Source organism: Vibrio sp. 1978, from assembly GCF_033344345.1.
On sequence record NZ_JAWPOP010000008.1, the window covers coordinates 165,463 to 190,739 of the forward strand.

Below are 25,277 nucleotides of genomic sequence, written 5' to 3' on the forward strand. Positions count from 1 at the left end.
CCGAAAACGTGGAAGTATTTCGATTAGGCTACGAATAAGACCTAGACTATGTAAAACCAGACCAATCCGTTGACCTTACGGTGAGGAAACTGGCTAAGGAGAGCAATTATGACAGCAATGTTGTCAGGCGCAGAGATGGTGGTTCAATCTCTGATAGAAGAGCACGTAGAGCAGATCTTTGGCTACCCAGGTGGCTCTGTTTTGGATATCTACGATGCACTGCATGCCAAAACCGATCAAATCAAACACGTACTTGTAAGGCATGAGCAAGCCGCCACTCATATGGCAGATGGTTACGCTCGAGCTACCGGTAAACCGGGTGTCGTACTTGTGTGCTCGGGGCCGGGCGCGACCAATACCATTACGGGTATTGCAACAGCGTATATGGACTCTATCCCAATGATCGTTATCTCGGGTAACGTACCGAATAGCCTAATTGGTAATGATGCTTTCCAAGAGTGTGACATCGTCGGTGTCTCCCGCCCAGTGGTCAAACACAGCTTTTTAGTAAAAAAAGCGGAAGATATTCCTGAAACAATCAAAAAAGCGTTTTATATCGCGACTACAGGTCGACCTGGTCCAGTTGTGATTGATTTGCCAAAAGATGTAATGAACCCGCAAATCAAACTGCCTTATCAATATCCAGAAACGCTTTCAATGCGCTCTTACAAGCCGACAACTTCGGGCCATAAAGGCCAGATTAAAAAAGCGCTTAAATCGCTATTAGAAGCGAAAAAACCAGTGCTTTATATCGGTGGTGGTGCGGTGATTTCTGGCGCCCATGAACATATTTTAGAGCTTTCCGACAAACTGAACCTACCCGTTGTGAGTACTTTGATGGGCTTGGGGGCATTCCCGGGTACACATAAAAACTCACTGGGCATGTTGGGTATGCACGGCACTTACGAAGCTAATATGGCAATGCATGAAGCGGATCTTATTTTTGGTATCGGTGTGCGTTTTGATGACCGTACAACCAACAACCTTGAAAAGTACTGCCCAAACGCAAAAGTGATGCATATTGATATCGATCCGTCATCGATCTCGAAAAACGTGAAAGTGGATTTGCCGATCGTAGGTTCTGCGGAAAAAGTGCTGACAACCATGCTCGGGCTGCTTGCAGAGCAAGGTAGTGGAAATGATCAAGATGCTATCACCGCATGGTGGGATGACATTCAAGTATGGCGTGACCGTAACTGCTTGTCTTATGAAACGTCTCCAGAACGAATCAAGCCACAGCAAGTAATTGAAACGCTGCACAAGCTAACTAATGGTGACGCATATGTGGCGTCTGATGTGGGCCAGCATCAGATGTTTGCGGCGTTGTACTACCCATTCAATAAGCCGCGCCGTTGGATAAACTCTGGTGGTCTTGGCACCATGGGATTTGGTCTTCCGGCTGGCATGGGCGTGAAGTTTGCCATGCCACAAGAAGAGGTCGTGGTTGTGACTGGTGACGGCAGTATTCAGATGAATATTCAAGAATTGTCGACAGCCATGCAATACGACATTCCGGTGAAGATCATCAACCTGAACAACCGATTCTTAGGCATGGTAAAACAGTGGCAAGACATTATTTATCAAGGTCGTCACTCTAATTCTTACATGAGTTCTGTTCCTGACTTTGCAGCGATTGCAGAAGCTTATGGTCACGTCGGTATTCGTATCGAAACGCCTGATCAGCTCGAAGAAGGGCTACAAAAAGCGTTGGATATGAAAGATCGTCTGGTGTTTGTGGACATCAACGTAGACGAAACCGAACACGTATACCCGATGCAAATCAAAGGTGAGGGTATGGATAAAATGTGGCTAAGCAAAACGGAGAGAACTTAATATGAGACACATTATTTCATTGCTATTGGAAAACCAACCGGGTGCGTTGTCTCGTGTTGTTGGTTTGTTCTCTCAACGTGGTTACAACATTGAATCTTTGACGGTATCACCGACTGATGATGAAACCCTGTCGCGAATGAACATTACCACGACATCTGATGAGATGCAGTTGGAACAAATTCAGAAGCAGTTACACAAATTGATCGATGTGCTGAAAGTACAAGAAGTCACCGAGTATGAGCACATTGAGCGTGAACTGATGATGGTGAAAGTGAAAGCCAGTGGTTTTGCGCGAGCAGAAGTGAAGCGGACGGCAGACATCTTCCGTGGCCAGATCGTGGATGTCACGGCTTCCCAATACACCGTACAACTTGCGGGTACGAGTGAAAAGCTAGATGCCTTCATTCAAGCGATATCCGAAGTGACCGAAGTTGTCGAAGTTGCTCGTAGTGGTGTCGTTGGCATTGCGCGAGGAGAGCGAGCTCTCAAACCTTAACTCTCTGATTGCATATAGAAAAGCCACTTAATCTAAGTGGCTTTTTTGTTTAGAAAATAACAATTAATGATATAATTGTCGTTTTAGTAAGCATGATAGGCATTAGACGTGTGAAAGTACCTAAGCGAGTCGGCACCTTATTGGCGACAGCACTATTTTTTAGTGCACTCACTGCCGCTTACTACTATCAGAAATATCTGACGTTGTTAGAAAACAATGTTGAGAACACCGCTCAAGAAGCGTTACATCAATTGGCCTATACTGGCCGTGAATACAGCAATATTCAGGATCAAATCGAAACGATCAGTGACCTACTTGGTCACAGCCAAAGTCTGTATGAATATCTGCGCCAACCTAACCGGGTGAACCGTTCCATCTTAGAAGACATGTGGATCTCGGTCGCAATCAATCAAAAGTTGTATAAGCAAATTCGCTTTCTTGATGTTTCTGGTCGAGAAAAAGTGAGGATTAATTATGAGATTGAAACAGGCGCTGCGTTGCCCGCGATCAAATTGCAAAATAAGTCAGAGCGAGATTACTTTCAATTCGCTAAGAACTTAGACGATGGCGAAATCGCTTCGTGGGGGATAGGTTTAGAACGAGAGTATGGCGAGTTAGTCTATCCCTATAGCCCGTCACTGCGCATTTTGATGCCTATTTCGCTTAACGGAAAGCGCGAAGGGTATCTCGTCCTTAATGTTGATATTGACTATTTATCTTCTCGACTCAACTATTCGTCAGTGCTTGATTTCCATATTGAGCTGATTAAAAGTGACGGATTTTACATTGATAGCCCTAAATCAGCTCGTTTGTATGGCCATATAATTCCCGCTCGCTCTCAATTTAATTTTGGCCGGATGTACCCAAACATTTGGCGTAGTTTAAATTCAAAAGATTCGGGCTATGCTTACAATGGTTCGAATTTGGTCGCGTATCGCACCATCCAGTTTGTTTCTAGCGAACCTCTTCATCTGGTTATTGATCTTACCAATGAGCAGTTATTATCCCGAGCTCAGAGGGATATTGATGACTTAATCCAAGAAGCGTTTTTTGTTCTAAGTTTGGTGCTCGGCTTCACTTTGCCGACGGCAGCCCTTGCTCTGCATTATCGGCGTCATAGTATGGAATCGAAGTTGGCTCGAGCTGCTCTTGATGGTATGACTGCGGTGATGATCTCGGATGCTTCACATAGAATCATCATGGTTAATCAAGAGTTTGAAAACATGATGGGTTACTCAACCAAGCATGCCCAAGGTTGGAGTGCACATCATTTAATTCTCTTACCTGAAGATCTCGAAGCAAACCTGAGTATCTGGAAAACACTGAAGAGTGAACACGTATGGGAAGGGGAGATTCGTTGTCGAACTAAGTTTAATCAAGTCTTTACTGCAATAATGCGTATTCAGGCGAATTTAACCAAATCAGGTAAAGTGAGTTATTACATTACGTCGCTGGTGGATATCTCTGGGCAAAAAGAGTTAGAAGAAAAATTACGAAACCTAAGCGAAAAAGATGGCTTGACGGGGTTGTGGAACCGCCGAAAATTTGAAGAGCAATTGGCGCAATATGCGGGGATTATTGAACGCTATCCTGATAGCCCTCCTGCTTGTTTGGCGTTGTTTGATATTGACCATTTTAAGCGTATTAATGACGAGCTTGGCCACGACGAAGGAGACAAGGTGATTTGTAGTGTCGCAGAAACCCTCCTAGAAGAAGTCCGCAGCACAGACTTTGTATCTCGTGTCGGTGGTGAGGAATTTGCAGTGATTATGCCGCATACAACACTAGAAGAGGCTGAAATTGTATTGAACAGGCTACGTGTCGCGGTTCAAATGCGTAGTGATAGAGGCATTACTGTCAGTGCTGGGTATAGTGATTTAACCTCTGATCGTACAAGAACGTATAAATGTGCTGATATTGCTTTGTATGAGTCAAAAAGTGCAGGGCGTAACTGCGTATCGCTGTGTCATAGTTATGATGATATTGCTTAGCGCTTTTACAAAAACGAATAAACGGGGATAGACCCCGCTTTTTCAGTCTCAGCGTTATTCGCTAGCCAGTATGCGACATTGGTTGTCGATGGCGGCTTCGATACACTGTATTGACTGTCTCAAATAACGCTCTAGATAACCTAAAGCATCCTGACTCTTTTTGTCTAGCGATGCCTTCATCAGTATTTCTTGCTCATCGAGATTACAGTGCCCAGGGTTCCCTGTGCCTAAAATCAGCATCGCGAAGTATTGGTAGCGTTTAATTTGCGTGAGTAGATCGCGGAAAAACCCAAACATATTGACAGAGCCAGCACCTTCAAACAGCGCAGTAAGAAACTGATTTTGGCGCTCTTCCCATTCCCTCCAACAAAAGCTTTCGCCAGGTTTTACTCGGAATAACTTGTGATAAGCAGTTAGTACATCCAGTTCCCATTTTTCATCGCCAATCATGATTGCCTTACTGAGTAAGCATGCGGAGACCATTTGCAGGCTTTCGTACAAGTCATGTAACTCATCTTTACATACAGGTGCAACCCAGCAGCCTTTTTGCGGCTCGAGTTTGACGTATTTGCTCCAAGATAATTGCACCAATGCTTCTCGAATGGGTGACGCTCCTACGTTGTACTTCTCTTTGAGTTCGGCAACCACGAGTTTTTGACCTGGTTTAAGCTCGCCATCGAGAATATCCTGACGGATCATTCTTAATACTTTGTCGGTAAGAGTGGGACTAGACACATACACCTCATAGAAGAAACTTTAATCGTGACGATAAAATTAAACAGTACGAAATTCTGATAGAGGTGAATAATACAATTAGCCTATTATGAGAGCAAGAAAGCCATATAAAAAAGGAGGGCATAAGCCCTCCTTCTCAAGAAACTGAAGTGTTAAAAGTTCAGTCTTATAGTACGTGTACAGAAGCTGTGTTCGTAGTACCTGAAGCAACTAGAGCGCCAGAAACCATAACAACGATATCGCCTTTGTTACCTAGACCTGATTCTAGAGCAAGTTCTTTACCCGCTACGTAGAATGCGTCAGTGCTTTCGATTGAATCAACAACTACAGGAGTAACACCTTTAGTTAGAACTAGCTGTGCAGCAGTTTTCTTGTTAGTTGTTAGCGCTAGGATGTTTGCAGTTGGGAAGTACTTACGTACTGAACGTGCAGACTTACCGCCTTCAGTTGCAACAACGATAAGTGGAGCTGCTAGTTTCTCAGCTGTGTCTACAGCGCCTTTACATACTGCTTCAGTGATGCGAAGACGTGGGCTGTCTAGACGAGAACCTAGTTCAGCTTTTAGCGCTGAGTCAGTACGGTTCGCGATTTGAGCCATGATAGTTACCGCTTCAACAGGGTATTTACCTTTCGCCGTTTCACCAGAAAGCATTACTGCGTCAGTACCGTCCATTACTGCGTTAGCAACGTCGCCTGCTTCCGCACGAGTAGGACGTGGGTTGTTGATCATAGAATCAAGCATTTGAGTTGCAGTGATAACCATCTTACGTGCACGGTTACACTTCTCGATCATCATTTTCTGAGCGAAGATTACTTCTTCAGCTGGGATTTCAACACCTAGGTCACCACGAGCAACCATGATGCCGTCAGAAAGCTCTAGGATCTCGTCGAAGTTATCAACACCTTCTTGGTTTTCGATCTTAGAGATGATGTGGATGTTCTCGCCGCCGTTTGCAGCAAGTACTTCACGGATTTCTTGAACGTCAGACGCTTTACGGATGAAAGAAGCTGCTACGAAGTCAACGCCTTGCTCACAACCAAATTTTAGGTCGTTCTTATCTTTTTCAGATAGTGCAGGTAGGTTTACAGAAACGCCAGGAAGGTTAACACCTTTGTTTTCGCCCAGTGCACCGTTGTTAAGAACTTTACATTTAACTTCAGTTTCAGTCTTAGAGATAACTTCCATCTCGATTAGACCGTCGTCTACTAGGATAGTGTTACCTACGTTTAGGTCTGCTGCGAAACCAGCGTAAGTTACTGCAACTTTATCTTTGTTACCTACAACTGAAGTGTCAGTTGTGAAAGTGAATTCTTGACCTGCTACTAGATCAACATCGTTACCGCCTTCTAGCTTGATAGTGCGGATTTCTGGACCTTTAGTATCTAGAAGAATTGCTAGTGGTTTGCCAGTAGCTTCCATTACTTTACGGAAGTTCGCGATACGAGTGCCGTGTTCTTCGTAGTCACCGTGAGAGAAGTTAAGGCGCATTACGTTCATGCCTGCGTTAACTAGTTCAGTTAGCTTCTCTACAGATTCTGTTTTAGGGCCAATCGTACATACGATTTTGGTCTTTTTCATGGAAGATACTCTCCGGTAAGTATAGTTACAATTTGAAAGTCGGTTATTTACTCTGAAGTCAGGACGTTTTTGATGACATTTAGTACCTGTCACCCACCGTTTTTTCGTCTCATTATTAGAACTTCAGATTCTGAAAGTCTTTCACCAAGTTTAGTCATTTTATGACTAAAAGATCGGCGATTTTGGTTACCTTTTTGTGACTAATCCCACTTTATATGCAGAAAGTTGCAAAAAAATAGCCTTCAATTCTGTAATTTTTTTTCTTTTCGGTGGCGAATTCTACCACTGAATGAATCCAATATCACTGTTTAAGAATTGTCTTAGGACAAGGTTTTATCGAGAAATATTAATTTTTTGGATCGAAATAAATGGACTTAAAAGTTTCGGTTTGACTATAATAAGTTTCACATCGAAACTTAAAGTCAAAACTTAAATGTCGAAACGAAACACTCAATTAAGAAGACACGCCATTTCTAACTTGGTTTCTGAACTAGGAGAAGTCAGCGTTGATGAACTTGCTCAGAAATTCGAAACCTCAGAGGTCACGATTAGAAAGGATTTAGCTTCTTTAGAGAAAAACGGCCAACTTCTACGCCGCTATGGCGGTGCGATTGCTATCCCAAAGGAAGTCATTCACGAAGAATTGGGCGCTAATGTTTCGACTCGAAAGTTAAGCTTAGCAAAAGCAGCAGCATCATTGATTCGCGATCATAATCGCATCGTGATCGACAGTGGCAGCACGACTGCCGCGCTGATTCAACAGTTGAATGACAAACGTGGCTTAGTGGTCATGACCAACTCGTTGCATGTTGCTAACGCCCTAAATGAATTAGAGAGCGAACCGACACTGCTGATGACTGGCGGTACTTGGGATACGCACTCAGAGTCCTTTCAAGGCAAAGTAGCCGAATCTGTATTACGAGCTTACGACTTTGATCAACTGTTTATCGGTGCGGATGGCATCGATCTCGAGCGTGGAACCACGACATTTAATGAGTTGGTTGGCTTAAGTAAGGTAATGGCAGAAGCGTCACGTGAAGTGATCGTAATGATCGAGTCCGAAAAAATCGGCCGTAAGATCCCAAACTTAGAGCTCGCTTGGCATCAAGTTGATGTGTTGGTGACCGATGCAGATATCCAAGCAGAGCATAAAGTACAGATTGAACAACATGGCGTGAAAGTCATTTGCGCCTAATAATGTAATCAGTTTCATATTTTACTTCCCTCTGGATAAAGGCCTTTGCTTGCTGCCTCTATTTGAAATCATGGCTAGGGAAGAACAAAACTACAAACGGAGATAAACACATGTGTGGAATCGTAGGTGCAGTAGCACAACGAGATGTTGCAGAAATTTTGGTTGAAGGTCTACGCCGCTTAGAGTACCGCGGTTACGACTCTGCTGGCGTTGCGGTTGTTGATGGCGAATCAAACCTAACGCGCGTTCGTCGCTTGGGTAAAGTACAAGAATTGGCTGATGCAGTAGAAGAAGCAAAAGTGATCGGCGGAACTGGTATTGCGCACACTCGCTGGGCGACGCACGGTGAACCTTCTGAAATCAATGCTCACCCACACATGTCTGGTGATATCGCAGTGGTACATAACGGCATCATCGAAAACCATGAAGAGCTGCGTGAGCTGCTTCAATCTCGTGGCTACGTGTTTGAATCGCAAACGGATACAGAAGTTATCGCACACATGGTTGAGTGGGAACTTCGTACTTCAGAAACGCTATTAGAAGCGGTACAAAAAACAGCAAAACAACTTGAAGGCGCATACGGCACGGTAGCGTTGGATCGCAAAGATCCTTCACGCATCGTAGTAGCGCGTTCAGGCAGCCCGATCGTGATCGGTTTTGGTGTAGGTGAAAACTTCCTAGCGTCTGACCAACTTGCATTACTTAACGTTACGCGCCGTTTCATGTACCTAGAAGAAGGTGACGTAGCAGAAATTACTCGCCGTGAAGTCACTGTGTTTGATGCAACGGGTGAGCCAGTTGAGCGTGAAATTGTTGAATCTAATGCAGAGCATGATGCAGGTGATAAAGGTCAATACCGTCACTTCATGCAAAAAGAAATCTATGAGCAACCTAAAGCGTTGATCAACACAATGGAAGGTCGTATCACGGCAGACTCTGTTGTGACAGACGCGATCGGTGTGCACGCGGCAGACATTCTAAGCAAAGTAGAACACGTACAAATCGTGGCGTGTGGTACGTCTTACAACGCAGGTATGACGGCACGTTACTGGTTTGAAGACATTGCAGGCGTTAGCTGTGATGTAGAAATTGCGTCTGAATTCCGTTACCGCAAGTTTGTGACTCGTCCAAACAGCCTTCTTATTACGTTGTCTCAGTCTGGTGAAACCGCTGATACCCTAGCAGCTCTTCGCCTAGCAAAAGAGAAAGGTTATATGGCGGCGATGACCATTTGTAACGTAGCAGGCTCTTCTCTGGTTCGTGAATCAGATTTTGCGTTCATGACTCGCGCTGGTGTTGAAATCGGTGTGGCTTCAACCAAAGCGTTCACGACTCAACTTTCTGCACTACTTATGTTGGTAACGGCACTAGGTAAAGAGCAAGGCCGCATCAGCAAAGAGAAAGAAAAAGAGATTGTTGAAGCGCTGCATGCACTTCCTAAGCAAATCAACGCGGCACTTTCTTTCGAGAAAGAAATTGAAGCACTAGCAACGGATTTTGCAGACAAGCACCACACATTGTTCCTAGGCCGTGGCGAGTTCTACCCAATCGCGATGGAAGCGTCTCTAAAACTGAAAGAGATCTCTTACATCCACGCAGAAGCGTACGCGGCGGGTGAACTAAAACACGGTCCTCTTGCGCTGATTGATGCTGACATGCCTGTTGTTGTGGTTGCACCAAGCAACGACCTACTTGAAAAGCTAAAATCAAACGTTGAGGAAGTACGTGCGCGTGGCGGTCTTCTGTATGTATTCGCAGATGCAGACGCAGGCTTCGAAGGCGATGAAACAATGAAGATCATCACGATGCCTCACGTTAGTGAAATCACGGCGGCGATCTACTACACCATCCCAATGCAATTGCTGTCTTACTACGTAGCACTGATCAAAGGTACGGACGTAGACCAACCACGTAACCTAGCGAAAGCGGTAACGGTTGAGTAATTACGCTTAACAGCAAAGATCCTGAGCGGCACATGCGAGAGTATGTGCCGCTTTTTTATTTAAACCCATTTAAGGTTTGTGAGTTATTGACCCAACTGGTGAGCGGTTAGAATTGCAGAGTAGACATTTTCTGCCGTCACTGGGAATGGCATATTGTGGATGGTTTCTCCCTCGGCCGTTGAGGCTTCGGCGACCTCGCGCAACTTAGCGTGGTTAAGCTCTTTAACGCCCATATCAAATAAGTTGGTTGGTAGACCTACAGAGCGGCAGAATGCAAGAACCGTATTAATCTCTTCCATCGCTGCGTTTTCTAGTACCAGCTGAACAAGTGTGCCGAACGCGACTTTCTCACCATGATAGAGATGGTGACACTCTTCGAGCTTGGTTAGGCCGTTATGAATAGCGTGAGCGCCTGCTAGGCCACTGCTTTCAAAACCGATACCGCTAAGGTATGTATTGGCTTCAATAATGTTTTCTACCGCTTTGGTGCTCACACCATTTTCTACCGCAGCTTTTGCTTTTACACCATCTTCAAGCAAGGTTTCATAGCAAAGTTTCGCAAGCGCTTGTGCTGAACGCGTCGCTAACCCACCAGCCATTGTTGCCTTACCAGAAGTCATGTTGGAACGAGCTTCAAAGTAGGTGGAAAGCGCGTCGCCCATCCCCGATACAAGTAAGCGAACAGGGGCTTTGGCGATGACTGACGTATCCATGATGACCATGTCTGGGTTTTTAGGGATCATCAAATATTCTGCAAATTCACCTTCAGGTGTGTATATCACCGCAAGCGCTGAGGTTGGCGCATCAGTCGAGGCAATCGTAGGAACCACCACGACAGGAATTTTGGTGTAAAACGCAACAGCCTTTGCTGTATCTAACGTTTTACCACCACCAATACCGACAATGACATCGTGTTTTTGAGTCGCACAAATGTCCGTGATGCGTTCAATCTCAACGCGCGAACATTCGCCACCAAAAATGTTCATAGTGAGTGGAAGCTTTTCGTCAGCAAAACTTTGCTTGACGTCATCACCAACCAGGTTAGTCACGAACTCATCGGCAATTACTAACGGACGTTCACCCAATGTTTTCACATAGTGAGCGATAGATGTGAGTACTTGTTCACCTTGGACGTATTTGCTTGGGCTGATAATAATTTTGTCCATAATTCAAACCTTTAACCTTTTTATGTGTGTTTTGGACTGCAATGAATATCCATTGTAGGGATAAGGTTTATATTAGGTTTGGTGTGGTAAGTGGTGAAGGATATCTCTGCTTTTGTTCCATGCTTTTATGACCTCTGTGTCAAACCGACTGTCAGAAGTAATAAGCATCAGCATGCTTTATGGCGACGATCACTATTCAGGAAAATTTGTCGTTTTACGTTTCATATTGAAACAAAAATGCCGAAGATTTCGTTTCAATATGAAACGGATTGATTTTTGTTGAGCACGCTTTTTCTCTGTTTAAGATGAATTCATACCCTACATAAAAATATAAATGGAATGAGATAGAACGATGAAAAAATTAATTAACCAAGTTGATGATGTTGTATTGCAGCAAATGGAAGGCCTGGCATTGTCCCGCCCTGAGCTAAAAGCGAACTACGAACCTCGTTACATGTGGCATGAGGAAACGGCGGGGCAAGTGGCATTGGTTTCTGGTGGTGGCTGTGGTCATGAACCTTTGCACGCTGGTTTTATTGGTAAAGGCATGCTGACAGGCGCCTGTCCTGGTGAGGTGTTTACTTCACCAACGCCAGATCAAATGTACGAATGTGGTAACCAAGTGAATACCGGTGAGGGCGTGCTGTTTATCATTAAAAACTACACCGGCGATGTGTTGAACTTTGAAACGGCTGTGGAGCTGCTTCATACCGATGGTATCAAAGTTGGGTCGGTGTTGGTGGATGACGATGTTGCAGTCAAAGACAGCCTATACACCGCTGGTCGCCGTGGCGTCGCTGGAACGGTATTGGTTGAAAAGTTAGTTGGGGCTGCCGCGAGCAAAGGTTATTCGTTGGAGCAATGTGAAGCACTGGCTCGTCGCGTTAATAACCACTGTCGTTCATTTGGCGTGGCGCTTAATGCTTGTGTTGTACCCGCAGCAGGTAAACCATCTTTTGTTCTGGAAGATGATGAAGTGGAGTTTGGTGTTGGTATCCATGGTGAACCAGGTATCAAGCGAGTGAAATACACCGATGTCGATACGTTAGTGGATGAAATGTTTGCTGAAGTTGCTGAAAACACACCTTATCAGCGCACATTGCGTATTTGGAATCGTGACGAAGGTGAATGGGATGAAGTGGAATCCAGCATTGAGCCTTTCGCCGCTGAACACGACTACATCGTGATGGTGAATGGTATGGGTGGTACGCCAACTTCAGAGCTTTACGGAGTGTACCGTCGTCTGGCTCATAACTGCGAGCAAGCAGGGTTCCGTATCGTGCGTAATATGGTTGGTAACTTCTGTACGTCACTCGATATGGAAGGCGTTTCGATTACGTTGCTAAAGGCAGACAAAGAGATGTTGGAGCTGTTTGATGCTCCTGTCGATACGGCCGCGATCAAGTGGTAACAGGGGAGAGCAAACATGCAAATTGAAAAACAACATATCGTTCACTGGCTAGAGTTATGTGCAAAAACGTATCAAGAGAATCAAGATTTTCTGACCGACCTTGATCGTGATATTGGTGACGCCGACCACGGTCTCAATATGAACCGTGGCTTTAAAAAAGTCGCGGAAAAACTGCCGCAATTTGCGGACCAAAATATCGGCAGCATTCTCAAGAATACGGGTATGACCTTGCTTTCTAGTGTCGGTGGGGCAAGTGGCCCGCTGTATGGCACGCTGTTTATTCGCACGGCTGCCGCTGTCGGAACCCGAGAGCAACTAACGTTTGAAGAGTTGGTCGATGCACTAAAAAGCGGTGTGGATGGCGTGGTGTCTCGTGGTAAAGCGGAACTGGGTGATAAAACCATGTGTGATGTTTGGTTACCCGTTTTAGTTAGCGTGAAGGCGTCGTTAGAAAATGGCATGAGCGCCGATCACTTACTGAATGAAATGGTTGAGCTAGCAGAAACGAACGCGGTTGCCACGATTGAAATGTTGGCGAAAAAAGGGCGAGCAAGCTATCTGGGGGAACGTAGTATTGGCCACCAAGACCCCGGTGCAACCTCTTCTCTGTTAATGATTAAAGCACTACAGCAGGCAATAGCAGGTAATTAAGATGGTGGGAATTGTAGTTGTATCTCATAGTCGTCGACTTGCAGAAGGGGTGGCAGAACTTGCCACCCAAATGACGCAAGGCAAAGCCAAGCTTGCGATTGCTGCTGGGATTGATGATCCAGAGAACCCGATCGGAACTGATGCCATTGCCGTGATGGAAGCGATTGAGCAGGTACAAGATCAACAAGGGGTTGTTGTGTTGATGGATCTTGGCAGCGCGTTGCTTAGCACGGAAATGGCTCTGGATCTGATTGATGATCATGTGAGGGAAAATGTCACCCTTATCTCGGCACCTATTGTTGAAGGAACCATGGCGGCGTCGGTGGCTGCCGCCGCCGGACTGCCTTTATCGACGGTAGTCGAAGAGGCACAGAATGCGTTAAGCGTAAAACAAGAGCACCTTGGTGATCAGCCACTAACATCCGCTGAGATAGCGCCAGTATCAGAGAACTTTGAGCAAGAACGGACATTTGATTGGGTGGTGCAAAATCCGCATGGATTACATGCTCGTCCCGCTGCGGCCATTGTTGGTACACTCGCGCCTTTTGACTGCCAATTATGGTTGAAAAAAGGCGAGCGCCGTGTGAACGCGAAAAGCTTAAACAGCATTGCGAAACTTGGCGTTCGTAGTCAAGAGACGATCACGCTGTGCGCACTCGGCTCTCAATCCAGTGAAGCAATCAAGGCATTTGAAGCCTTAGCTTATGAGCACTTCGGAGAAAAAGAGGCGGTTGAGCAAGGCATTGTCGAACCTGAAGAAAGCTCGGATACTCTGCTCGATGGCATGGCCTCAAGTCAGATTGAAGGTGCTGTTGTTGGTATTCGAGTCAATGACGGTATCGCTACTGCTCCTGCTGTCCTTTTTACTCATGAAATGCCAGCTGTGCCTGAACGTGATTTCCAAAGTGAACAAGATGAAATTGAACGGGTTAAGCGTGCGATAGGCGTGGTTGTTCAACATTTGCAGGAGCAAGCGAAGCAGCCGAAAGGGGAAATATTTGCTGCTCATAGCATGATGCTCAGTGACCCAGAATTATGGGCATCGGTCGAGTCGCGAATTCAAACGGGCATGATAGCCGAGCAAGCTTGGGTAGAATCACTGCAAAGGTTGGCCGAAGAGTTTCGCCAGGCAGAAAGTCAGTACATGCGGGAACGCGAAGCTGATGTGCATGATATCGCACGCCAAGTTATGGTTGAAATGACAGGCGTAACGCCTAATGCCATCGACATTCAGGAACCGAGTATTTTGTTGGCCCGCGACCTGATGCCTTCTGATGTGGCCGGGCTTGATAAATCGAAAGTGCTTGGTATCTGTTTGAGTGAAGGAGGAAAAACCTCTCACAGTGCGATTCTTGCCCGTGCGATGGGTATTCCTGCCATCGTTAAAGCTCAGGGCTGCCTTGATGCTGTGCGTGCTGGTCAAGTGGTGACTATTGATGGCTTCCGAGGGCATTTATGGTTCTCTCCTTCAGATGCCGTACAGCAGGAATTAGAAGCGCAACAAATTGAGTGGCAAAGCACCCGACAAAGTGCACTAGCGAGTGCTCAGCAAGCCGCAGTCACCTGTGATGGTGTCCATATTCCAGTATTCGCCAATATTGGTGGACCGAAAGATATTGATGATGCACTAACATCAGGAGCTGAGGGCGTTGGTCTATTTCGGACTGAGTTTCTATTTCAAAACAGTGATGAGTTGCCAACTGAGGAAGCGCAATACCAAGTGTATCGTGATATTGCCGCCGCACTTGGTGATAAGCCACTTACGATTCGTAGTCTAGATGTTGGCGGTGATAAGCCTTTAGCCGCTTATCCTATGCCAGCGGAAGATAATCCATTTTTAGGTTTGAGAGGGGTGCGGTTGTGCCTTCAACATGAGTCATTGTTTACCGCTCAACTTCGAGCCATTCTGAGAGCCTTTCACGAGCAACCGAATATTCAATTGATGATACCGATGGTGGCTCAGGTTGAAGAAGTGAGAAAAGTAAAAGTGCTGTTGGCGCATCAAGCAAACCAACTCGGCTTGGATGCGACTCATTTGCGCGTTGGTATTATGATTGAGGTGCCAGCCGCGGTATTAAATGCTGATGCGTTAGCCCAAGAAGTCGACTTTTTCTCTATCGGCACCAATGATTTGACTCAATATGTTATGGCCGCCGATCGAGGTAACGCCGCTGTTGCTGAATTGGTGAACTACTTTGAACCATCGGTACTAAAAGCCATTGAGCTCACGTGTGCAGCAGGCGATCGCGCGGGCATACCGGTTAGTATGTGTGGTGAGATGGCTGGCGATCCAAATGCCACAGAAACATTGCTCCGCGTGGGGTTGCGAAAATTCAGCGCCAGTTCGAGCATGCTACCGGGACTAAAAGCGCAGATTCGTCAGTTGTCTGTCGATGTTTAATCGATACCTTATCGTTAGTACACCTGTACCGGCGTGCTTACGCCGGTTTTACTTTTGTTATAGGAACGCCAATTCACGACTTAATACAGCTTCATTTGCTCCTGCAGCCCAAACTTATTAATTTTTCTCCATAAGGTCGTGCGGCCAATTTGCAATGCTTTCGCCATATCATGCATTTTGCCATCACACTGATTCCAAGCCTGAACAATCGCTCTTCTCTCGGCTTCTTCTAACGTGATTACTGGCGTATTTTCTGCGGTATGGCGAGAATTCAGTTTAATGTCTTCAGGAATATCGTTCAGCTTGATTAAGTTGGAACTGCGGTTAAGCAAAATTCGCTCAGTTCGATTTCTTAATTCAGAGTTGTTGCCTGACCAACGAAAATTCATCAACGCTTCCAGTGCGACTGGTTCTATCGAGATAGTCACATTGTGGCGGCGTTCGTAATGGCTGATAAGCTGCTGGACGAGAAATTCAATGTCTTCTTTACGCTTTCGTAGTGGTGGAATATGCAGCTCGTTCGAGGAGATTTCATAATAAAGTTGCCGACCAAATGAGCGCTGAGTGACATACTCGCTGATCTCTGAAGAGGTGCTGGTGATAAGTTGAAAGTCTACGGGGATCAATCGCAAACTGTCGCTGCGGCTGACGAGCCCAGTTTTTAACAACTTAAGTAGCACGGCTTGTAAATCGGGCGACAGATATTCCACCTTTTCTAAAAAGAGCGTACCGCCATGGGCGAGCTCAAACTTTGAAGGCATGCCTTGCCCCTCGTCGTATCCCAGGGTTTCTTTGACCAGTTGCTCTGTATTGATGGAGCGACAGTTGAGCGTAATGAATGGCCCTTCTTTGTAGGTGCTTTCGTTATGAATCGCCATGGCGAGAGTGGCTTTTCCTACGCCTTCTTCACCTGTAATTAGAATTGGTGATTTGGACTTTATGGCCCGTTTTGCCACGGTAATGACATGCTTCATTTTTCGTGAAATGACAGGCAAAGTGCTGAACGTATAGCGCGCACTGCCACCTATTTGTTGTTGAGCAAGTTCGCGAATTTTATCGATAGGGTGCAAGAACAATAAGTGTGTGCCGTCGTTGAGTGGACGCAAGGTGATGATCGCTTCAACAAACTCGCCACGAACCTCTACCGTTGTGAGTTTACGGTTTATGCTCGCACCTGACTCAATACTAGTAAGGACATTCGGTGGGAAGCGCAAAACAGAAAAGACTTCTTTATCCAAGACCTGACTGGCTTCAATGTTTAACAAACGCTCGGACTGGTGATTTACCATGGTTATACGGCTTTCTTCATCCCAGGCCAGAAGGCCGTCATCCATGCACTCTAACGTTGCGTTATGCGCACAAGTGAGGCGGTTCATGTTTTCTTGTTCCGACTGAATGTGGATTTGCAAGCTGACTTCTTTCGCGCTCGACGCGATGATGACTAAGTCTTCTTTCTTATAGCTCTCTGCTTTTTTGAGAAGGCATGTTGTGCCGCGTAACTTGCCAAACTGGTCGAAAACAGGCGCCGCTACAGAGGCATAAGGATGTAAGTGGCGATTGAAATGTTCTGCTGCGAAAACTTCACACGGGATATGAGTACTAATACAGAGATTGACTGCATTTGTGCCTATCTTTCCTTCGGAGAGAAAACAGCCTTGTTTTATGCCGAGCGCTTGCATCTCTTGTCGCATTGAGTCATGTCCCACAACAGATAGAATGCAGCCGTTGCCATCGGTTACCATCAATAGCAGGTCTTCGTCCCCTAGCATGTCGTAAGTGTCTTCAAGTACGGTCGTGGCGCATTCGATGAGGTGCTCGTTGCGTTTCATCAGAGATGAGAAGGTAAATCCAGAGGCAATATGTGGCTTTGACCAGGTGTAAGGGCTGCATTGCTTTATGCAACGCTCCCACGACTCGAGGACGGGAGTGCGGGAAAATTCTGGAGATACCCAGTGGTGTTTCTGGAAAAACTCCCACTTAGTTTTAGTGTCTTCGATTGAAAGCATGCGATCCCGTTTCAATACTAGCGATAGATTGGTCTGATGTTACAGAGACATCGGAATATGGACTGTGATGGCTTTCACGCACGTTGTATAGAAGAATGTGCAAAAAGAGGGGCGAGTTGAGGAGGCTTCCTTGCCAGTTTTTCGATTAAAAAGGGCTGTCTTTGCCGAGCTCATTGCAAATCTCGACAATGGCAAGTGAGAGCCCTGACTTAATGATTTGTTGTTGACGTTGCAGCTGTAGCTGATAAAACTCAAGGTCGATGTCGTCATCTGGTTCGCTGACTTCCAGTTGCACCATGCCCATTTTCTTCACCAAGTGCAGTTTCTTAATTGGTTCTAGAATATTCGGGTCAGTGAATTCGTAATCTGAAGCGTCACTATTGAGTTGGTTTTTGAGTTTGATGATGTCTTCGATGTCGTGGTAAATGTCATCGGGGAGCACTCCCAAGCCAAACAATAACTTCAAACGAACAGATAGATCGCCCAGCGGTCCAGAGTCTTGTAGCAGCGGACCGACAACCGATTGAACAGCGAAGTTATCTTTACGAAAGATTCTTTGCACCAACCCGTCGATCGAATCGTTAAAAACGTCGACTGCTGCAATGAAAAAGCCTCGTACCGATGGTGCGCTGTTTAATCGCTCAATGATCTCGGTTTCGTTGATGTTATCTGCCATATACTGAATACATTTCTAATTATTAGCTATCCCAACTCTTCAAGCAGAGAAGGACATAGAAGGGGAGCCAAGCTCCCCTAGGTAAATCAAAGTTGGTTGTAAAGTGTCTCGATTTGAGCCACTTCATCACTGTCTTCTGCAAGACCTGTGTATGTCGCTAGCGTCTTCTTCACACCCACTTCTTTTAATGAGGTTTGCAGTTCTACTGCTTGTGGGTCGGTGTCGTTAGTGTACTTCAACGCAGCGGCAATGCCTTTCAAAAGTGTTTTATTTTCAGTGCCATACTCAATTGTACCGAGTAAAGGCTTCACTAATCTATCGTTTGCACCCAATTTTCTAATTGGTTGACGACCTACGCGATCCACCTCATCCACTAAGTATGGGTTGGCAAAGCGTCCTAAAATCTTCTCGATGTAGGCGTTGTGCATGTCACGGTCGAAGCCGTAGCGTTTGATCAGCACTTCACCACTCTCTTGCATCGCCTGTTTTACTTCAGCGTGAATGCTTGGGTCTTCAATTGCTTCACGAATGGTGCGATGGCCTTTCAAGCAACCTAGGTAAGCGGTAATGCAGTGGCCTGTATTGAGAGTGAATAGCTTGCGTTCTACGAATGCCATTAGGTTGTTGGTTCTTTCCATGCCAGCTATGTCAGGGATTTCGCCCTTGAATTGCTGCTCATCCACAATCCATTCGCTAAAACTCTCTACAGTCACTTCTAGTGGGTCATCGTTCGCCGCTTCTGCTGGTGGTACGATGCGGTCCACTGCGGAGTCGACGAAGCCAACTAGCTCGTCTGCTTTCGCGTGTAATGATTCATCCAAATGTTTGTACACTTCACCTTTTAGGTGAGTCGTGCCACGAACCATGTTTTCGCACGCGATGATGTTCAATGGTTTATCGTTACCTGCTGCAAAGCGTTTAGCAATGCCGGTAGCGATGGTTTTTGCAATGATGTCCAGTACGTTAGGGCCAACCGCTGTTGTTACCAAGTCGGTTTTTACAATGCGGTCGATGACATCTTCACTGGCTGAGTTTACCGCGGTGACGTGAGTTACTGTGTCGATTTGGCACTCAGTACCGACCACTTTTACTTTGTATTCTTGCTTGTGACTCAGTTGGTCGACGAGTGGAGCGTCAACGTCTGCAAATGTGACCTCGACTTCTGCATCTGCTAAGAGTTTTCCGATGAAGCCACGACCAATGTTACCTGCGCCAAAATGAACTGCGTTTTTCATAATTCTTACCTACCAATGTCTAAAATGTTGACTTACGAAACTAGGGGGAGGCCAACCGCATAGGGGGTGACAGCTGACCTCATTTGCCTCAGGAGCAAATTAAAGGGGTAATTAAGCCGCTTGTTGACCGCCAAGGATGTTCAGAATCTCTTCCACATCGTTGGTGCTGGTTAGCTTCTCAATTGCCTCCGGCTCATCGAGCGCGTTCGTAATGGTGGTAATCACCTGGATGTGCTCATCGTTCTTAGCGGCAATGCCGATAACCAGTTTCGCTACATCATCGTCGTCTTCAGTAAATTGGATACCCGATGGGTATTGGCAGATTACAATGCCGGTTTTCTTCACGCGGTCTTTCGCTTCTACCGTGCCGTGAGGCACTGCGATAGATTCGCCTAGGTAAGTTGGAACCAATGCTTCACGCTCAAACATCGCGTCTACGTATTCTGGTTCTGCGTAGCCAAGTTCGACCAACTTGTTGCCCGCGAAGCGAATCGCTTCTTCTTTGTTGGCAGCTTTCAAACCTAGGTGAATGTTCTCACGCTGGATTTGGAACACCGACGTTTGCTGTGGCTCGAAGTTGTCGTCGTTTGCTGCCACGAGCGACACTTTTACCATTTGGTCGTCATTGGCTGCGGATTGGTTTTGTGCGGCTAGTAGTTTGGTGACTAGCTGGTTGTACATTTCGCTGTCTAGGAAGTTAGTCAATGAAATGTGGTGTGCGTTTGGAGCATGCTTACGTGCACGATCCGTTAAGTCTTTATGAGTAATCACGATATCTGCACTCTCTGGTAAGCTGTTAATGGCAAGGTTGGTTACGTGGATGTTCAGACCTGCGTCTTGAACCTTTTTGCGTAGCATGCTCGCGCCCATTGCACTCGAGCCCATGCCCGCATCACAAGCGACAATGATGCTTTGTACTGTCGCTAGGTCTACGTCACCTTTGCTTTGGCTGTTTACCACCGCATCGTTTTTAGATGCAGATTTCATGTCTTTCATTTGTGATGTTGCTTTCTCTAGTGCTGCTTCATCACCGTCTTCTTCTGTTGACGTTTGAGTCTTCATTAGCAGTGCTGCTACGGCGAATGACACGCCTGTTGCTGCTGCGATAGACGCTAGAACACCAACGATTGAGCCTTTCTGAGTCATCAACAAGATTGCAAAGATTGAACCTGGTGATGCTGGAGAAACGATACCTGCGTTAAAGATAGTTAGAACGAATACGCCAGTCATACCACCTGCGATAGCCGCAAGGATTAGGCGAGGGTTCATTAGGATGTATGGGAAGTAAATCTCGTGGATACCGCCGAAGAAGTGGATGATTGATGCACCACCTGCAGTTTGACGAGCCGTACCTTTACCAAACACCATGTAAGCTAGCAGGATACCTAGACCAGGACCTGGGTTTGCTTCGATTAGGAAGAAGATCGACTGACCTGTTTCAGACGCTTGCTGGATACCCAGTGGAGAGAAAATACCGTGGTTGATCGCATTGTTTAGGAAAAGGATCTTCGCAGGTTCAACGAAGATTGAAGTCAGTGGTAGTAGGTGAGCAGAAACTAGGAAGTTAACGCCAGCCGCCAAGCCACCAGAAAGAATTTTTACGAATGGACCGATAAAGATGAAAGCAAGGATCGCACACAGCATGCCGATGATGCCCGCAGAGAAGTTGTTAACCAACATCTCGAAGCCACTTTTTACTTTACCATCGATGTAGTTATCGAATTTCTTGATAGCCCAGCCGCCCATTGGGCCGACCATCATTGCACCCATAAACATTGGGATGTCTGTGCCGACAATCACACCCATTGTTGTGATTGCACCGACTACCGCACCACGATCGCCACCAACTAATTTACCACCGGTGTAACCGATAAGTAGTGGCAGCAAGTAGGTAATCATTGGGCCAACCATAGAGGCTAACGTTTCGTTTGGTAGCCATCCAGTTGGGATAAATAGAGCAGTGATAAAGCCCCACGCGATAAACGCGCCGATGTTTGGCATTACCATGTTTGACAGAAAACGACCAAAATTTTGTATCTTGATCTTGGCATCTGGTGATATCATAACAATTCCCCGTTCGATGTTCTGATGTATCTTGTTGTAGTAAACGGTTCGCCAAAACCGTTTGTTTGATTGCTTAGTACCCAATCAATTTACCACACATTTTCCAATTGGAACTGACAACGGGTTTTTTGTGATCTACGCCCGCACTTCTTAGGCTGAGAAACGGTTTTTAAGTGACCAAGTTCAACTTATTAACTTGTAACTTAATAACAAAAAGCAACTTTCAAACCTGTCAATAAAAATCTTAGTGATCAATCCGATCTTCTGACAAATTTAAAATAAAAATACTTTGTGACTTTGATCACTTTTGATTTTTTTTGAAATTCGAATTAAATGCTTGTGATGATCAATATCACGTTTTGTGTTGAGTTGTGGTGGATTTAAAGTGTGACTTGGATCTGTTTTTGTTTTTTGTGAAAGTTTGTGACGGAATTGGTGAGATAAATGCTATCTAGATCTTTCGATAGATTGTATCTATAAGAGTCTTTTCGGCGCACTTCACGGAGCACGCCTAATTAGTTGATGAAAGGGTAAATAAAGAGAGTCGCCACACGGTTCTTCTTGTGATTCCCAACTCTCTACTTAATCACTGTTCTTAATCATCGTTGCTATTAGTATGATAGACGAGGTAGTCATGAGCTTGCTCGCGTCCCATATACCTTGCCAACGTCTTTTCTTGAACATCGCGCAAATCCACCATAATCAATCCATCTAGAGCGTTATTGAATGCAGGGTCGACGTTGAAGCATACCAGCTTGCCATTGAGGCTTAAGTACTGACGCAGCAAAACGGGCACTCCTTCCCTTCATCGATTCTGGCAATGACACGTGACAATAGCTGTAAATCACCCAGAGCAGTGAGCATGCTGGTGTTCCAGTCACGGTGGTGCTCAGGAAGTGGGTTAGAAGGTGTGACGTACTCTGCGCAATTGTTGTCGTAGTGGTGCAGTGTCATTGATTGAGCCAGTAATTGACGTGCAGTATCGCTATAATCGTTGCTAATGCTTACCGGACCAAATAGGTGAGTGTAATCTGGGTTTTGATGAACGAACGTTGCGATGCCTTTCCACAGTAGCAGTAGCGCGCTCATGCTCTTTTGATATTGCTGTGCAATCACAGAGCGCCCCATCTCAATGGATTTACCCATTTGGTCGATAAAGCGTTGGTCATAGTTAAACAACGTTCGTGAATACAGACCTGCTACGCCGCGCTTTTCAATCAGTTGATCAACCAGACCTAAACGATACGCGCCCACCAAGCATTGGTTCTCTCTGTCCCACACAAACAGATGCAGGTAATCATGATCGAAATGGTCAATGTCTATTGCTAGTCCAGTCCCTTCGCCAACTTGTCGGAAATTGAGCTCACGTAGGCGACCAATTTCATGCAGTAGGGAAGGGATACTCTGCGACTCCGTGCAGTAAACATCGAACTCACCACTTGTTAGCAGCTTGGACTCTTTTGGTAAGTTGTTCAGCTCTTCAAGCAATTCGCCTACGGGTAACCCTGCCGCTATTGGAGAGAGCAGTTCTGATGAAGAAGAAGGCTTAACTGATTGGGTTTCACGATTGAGCAAGTAAGTGTTGAGCCGCAAATAGTTCACCACTTGATCATCGTTAAGTGTGTTGATCTCTTTGAATTTAATCGCTTGGCCAAAAGACAAGTTGATGGTTTGTGCATGTTTGTTCAGTAGCTCCCGCCCGAGCATTAGGGTACGCAAAAGTGGATGGATTTTCCCTGCCATATAGAAGCGTTTCGAGTTCTGACCACTGATGAATACTGGAACTGTCGTTGCTTTGTTTTTGCGGATCAGGCTACTTACGCTTCGACTCCACGCTTTGTCTTCCAAGCGTTGCTGTTTGGCATCGACTAACTGGGAAACCTCACCGGCAGGAAAGACAAGCAATAAGCCGCCACTTGCGAGGTGTTTATTAGCCGCTCTGAGGGCCTTCATATTCGATTTGACGGCGTCTTTGCCTTCAAACACATCGACACCAATAAAGAGCTGATCTAACTCCGGCACGGTTTTAAGGTATTGATTGGCTAGGATTTGGATATCGCCTCTGACCATCAACAGCAGTTCAGCCAAGATCACGCCTTCCACACAACCAAGCGGGTGGTTCGCCACAATGACGGTAGCACCTTGTTTAGGAACTGAGTCGAGTGAGCCATGAGCAATGCGATAGTCGATACCTAAGATATCCAGCGTGAAGCGAAGAAAAGTTTTGGTATCGGCATTAACGGGGCGTTGAGCGTAGAACTTATCAAGCTGGTTTAAACCGGTTGCCCATTCAGCAACGTTTTCACCAATGCCAAACGGCGTTTTACGAGGGAGACGAAAAGGGGTTGAACTATCCATATTTACCTCAGCGTACAAGTTGCTGATTGGATAGTAGAAATTACAGATGACAGTTAAGAGGCAAAAGCATGAGCCTTTGGTGACAAACCAATGAAGCTTTATTGACTAAAGAAAACGGTATATCACTGTGCTATGAATCAAAACTCGCGTTATGTCTCCCTCTTAAAACAATAGATAGGCTATCTTATCTAGAACAAAGATTAAGCTAAGTTGATATTTATCAGGGGGAAATAATGGAACGAGTTTCCAATAAAGCAGCACTTTGGATTGGGCTAAGTTTGATACTTGGTCTTGGCATCCTTGGCTATTTTATGCAGCAGACGGCGGTGAAATACCGAGCCTATGAAAGAGTCGTGACAGTAAAAGGTTTGTCGGAGCGTGAGTATCCTGCTGATACGGTGATTTGGCCGATTCAATTTACTCTAGCGAGTAATGATATGGGAGCCATGTTTGATGAAATTGACCAGCAAACCCGTTTGATTTTGGACTTTCTAAGTGCCAAAGGGCTTCCTGAAACCAGCGTTTCCCTTTCTTCCCCAGCGGTCATTGACAGAAAAGCACAGCAATATGGGAGCGAACAAGACATTGAGTATCGTTATTTGGCCTCGCGAACCGTTACGGTTTACAGCCAGAGTGTTGATGTTGTTCGAGCGGCAATCAATGAAATAGGTGAGCTAGGAAAACAAGGCGTTTTGCTTAACCAAGATCCTTATGCAAATCGTGTTGAGTACAGCTTTACTAAGCTGAATGATGTGAAGCCAGACATGATCGAAGAAGCGACTAAGAATGCGCGTGAAGTGGCTGAGAAATTTGCGAAAGACTCACAGAGTTCACTGGGTAAGATCAAACGTGCAACTCAAGGGCAGTTCTCGATTTATGACCGAGACAGCAACACGCCTTACATTAAGAAAGTACGAGTGGTATCGACGGTTCAATATTACTTATCTGATTAAAGTTGCGCTCATATAGTCAATAGTTGGTCGTTCCATCACCTTCTATTTGTAGAGGTATCTATGCTCTGTGATAGGGAAATCAGTCTTCGATGACGCTATATACAAGTACTTTTTTATAAAACTAAGTTCTTAACAGTGATGAGGTGAGTTTGATAATAATCAAGCTCACTTGTTTCTTATGAGCGTAAGTTAGTATGACTTATTGCTAGAAGGAATTAGTATCATGGCATACAAGCACTTTATTAGAGAACTACTGGGTTTAGCGATTGTTGTCTCTGTCGTCTTTGGCGTATTAGGCGTGATGTTAGAGCTCTTCGCACTGACGGCACTTTGGGAGCATCAGCAAACGATAGCCGATGTTTTCTTCCATGAATCTCTCTACTTCATCGTATTTTTAATCCCACCATACTTCCTCTGGAAGTTGATTAACCGTCCTGAATTGGTTTCTGCTGACCAAGCTTATTTGGCAATGAAGTTAGAGGCTGAAAGTCGACAATGAGTCGATTTAGTGAGTAATGAAAAGAAGAGGCTATGAGAAAACATTAGCCTCTTCTCTATCTGATTCGTGGGGTAAAATATTCGCT

17 protein-coding genes and 1 pseudogene are annotated in these 25,277 nt (G+C 45.5%); 10 read left to right on the forward strand and 8 right to left on the reverse strand.

From position 1 onward, the window contains the following. The first annotated feature begins 108 nt into the window (after positions 1–108). From R8N49_RS10620 to R8N49_RS10630, 3 genes are all read left to right on the forward strand, one after another. Positions 109–1,833, forward strand: coding sequence for an acetolactate synthase 3 large subunit (locus R8N49_RS10620; protein ID WP_005379695.1), 1,725 nt, complete (start codon positions 109–111; stop codon positions 1,831–1,833). 1 nt (position 1,834) lies between these two features. Then, the gene (gene ilvN, locus R8N49_RS10625) at positions 1,835–2,329 is read left to right on the forward strand and encodes an acetolactate synthase small subunit (protein WP_005379697.1); all 495 of its coding nucleotides are present in this window, start codon (positions 1,835–1,837) and stop codon (positions 2,327–2,329) included. Positions 2,330–2,439: 110 nt separating this feature from the next. Continuing rightward, positions 2,440–4,320, forward strand: a complete 1,881-nt coding sequence (locus R8N49_RS10630; protein WP_005379698.1) for a GGDEF domain-containing protein — start codon at positions 2,440–2,442, stop codon at positions 4,318–4,320. A gap of 54 nt (positions 4,321–4,374) precedes the next feature. Here R8N49_RS10630 and R8N49_RS10635 read toward each other — a convergent pair whose 3' ends face one another. Next, positions 4,375–5,061: a GntR family transcriptional regulator gene (locus tag R8N49_RS10635; protein ID WP_318189967.1), complete on the reverse strand. Its 687-nt coding sequence runs from the start codon at positions 5,059–5,061 to the stop codon at positions 4,375–4,377. 160 nt (positions 5,062–5,221) lie between these two features. After that, positions 5,222–6,634 (reverse strand): pyruvate kinase PykF, encoded by a 1,413-nt coding sequence (gene pykF, locus R8N49_RS10640; protein WP_005392243.1) that lies wholly within the window; start codon positions 6,632–6,634, stop codon positions 5,222–5,224. Between the two features lie 433 nt (positions 6,635–7,067). Here pykF and R8N49_RS10645 point away from each other — a divergent pair, with 433 nt between their 5' ends. Beyond that, on the forward strand, positions 7,068–7,829 hold the full coding sequence (locus R8N49_RS10645) for a DeoR/GlpR family DNA-binding transcription regulator (RefSeq protein ID WP_005379701.1): 762 nt from the start codon (positions 7,068–7,070) through the stop codon (positions 7,827–7,829). A gap of 110 nt (positions 7,830–7,939) precedes the next feature. Then, complete coding sequence (glmS, locus tag R8N49_RS10650; protein ID WP_033906046.1) at positions 7,940–9,772, forward strand: glutamine--fructose-6-phosphate transaminase (isomerizing); 1,833 nt, start codon at positions 7,940–7,942, stop codon at positions 9,770–9,772. 83 nt (positions 9,773–9,855) lie between these two features. Here glmS and R8N49_RS10655 read toward each other — a convergent pair whose 3' ends face one another. Further along, a complete protein-coding gene (locus tag R8N49_RS10655; RefSeq protein ID WP_206958327.1) occupies positions 9,856–10,938 on the reverse strand; it encodes a glycerol dehydrogenase in 1,083 nt (360 codons plus the stop codon). A gap of 352 nt (positions 10,939–11,290) precedes the next feature. Here R8N49_RS10655 and dhaK point away from each other — a divergent pair, with 352 nt between their 5' ends. From dhaK to ptsP, 3 genes are read left to right on the forward strand one after another with little or no spacing between them, the layout of a single operon-like run. Continuing rightward, complete coding sequence (gene dhaK / locus R8N49_RS10660; RefSeq protein WP_318189968.1) at positions 11,291–12,349, forward strand: dihydroxyacetone kinase subunit DhaK; 1,059 nt, start codon at positions 11,291–11,293, stop codon at positions 12,347–12,349. A gap of 15 nt (positions 12,350–12,364) precedes the next feature. Beyond that, the gene (dhaL, locus tag R8N49_RS10665; RefSeq protein ID WP_005379705.1) at positions 12,365–13,000 is read left to right on the forward strand and encodes a dihydroxyacetone kinase subunit DhaL; all 636 of its coding nucleotides are present in this window, start codon (positions 12,365–12,367) and stop codon (positions 12,998–13,000) included. 1 nt (position 13,001) lies between these two features. Next, positions 13,002–15,401, forward strand: a complete 2,400-nt coding sequence (gene ptsP / locus R8N49_RS10670) for a phosphoenolpyruvate--protein phosphotransferase (RefSeq protein WP_053306861.1) — start codon at positions 13,002–13,004, stop codon at positions 15,399–15,401. Between the two features lie 80 nt (positions 15,402–15,481). On the opposite strand, the gene dhaR is transcribed toward ptsP, so the two are convergent. The 5 genes and pseudogenes from dhaR to R8N49_RS10695 form a co-directional block, all read right to left on the reverse strand. After that, complete coding sequence (gene dhaR, locus R8N49_RS10675) at positions 15,482–17,407, reverse strand: dihydroxyacetone kinase operon transcriptional regulator DhaR (protein WP_206949305.1); 1,926 nt, start codon at positions 17,405–17,407, stop codon at positions 15,482–15,484. Between the two features lie 145 nt (positions 17,408–17,552). After that, positions 17,553–18,083 carry an MltR family transcriptional regulator gene (locus R8N49_RS10680; RefSeq protein WP_005379708.1) on the reverse strand — a complete coding sequence of 177 codons (531 nt, stop codon included), beginning with the start codon at positions 18,081–18,083 and terminating at the stop codon, positions 17,553–17,555. Between the two features lie 86 nt (positions 18,084–18,169). Beyond that, positions 18,170–19,318, reverse strand: a complete 1,149-nt coding sequence (locus R8N49_RS10685) for a mannitol-1-phosphate 5-dehydrogenase (RefSeq protein WP_053306863.1) — start codon at positions 19,316–19,318, stop codon at positions 18,170–18,172. Positions 19,319–19,429: 111 nt separating this feature from the next. Then, complete coding sequence (locus tag R8N49_RS10690) at positions 19,430–21,382, reverse strand: PTS mannitol transporter subunit IICBA (RefSeq protein ID WP_005379710.1); 1,953 nt, start codon at positions 21,380–21,382, stop codon at positions 19,430–19,432. A gap of 595 nt (positions 21,383–21,977) precedes the next feature. Then, positions 21,978–23,740 (reverse strand): annotated as a pseudogene (locus R8N49_RS10695) (lysophospholipid acyltransferase family protein). Between the two features lie 233 nt (positions 23,741–23,973). Here R8N49_RS10695 and R8N49_RS10700 point away from each other — a divergent pair. Both R8N49_RS10700 and R8N49_RS10705 read left to right on the forward strand, forming a co-directional pair. Continuing rightward, entirely contained in the window at positions 23,974–24,693 is a 720-nt protein-coding gene (locus R8N49_RS10700) for an SIMPL domain-containing protein (RefSeq protein WP_005379714.1), read from the forward strand. A gap of 223 nt (positions 24,694–24,916) precedes the next feature. Next, positions 24,917–25,192, forward strand: coding sequence for a hypothetical protein (locus R8N49_RS10705; protein WP_005383040.1), 276 nt, complete (start codon positions 24,917–24,919; stop codon positions 25,190–25,192). The last annotated feature ends 85 nt before the right edge of the window (positions 25,193–25,277 follow it).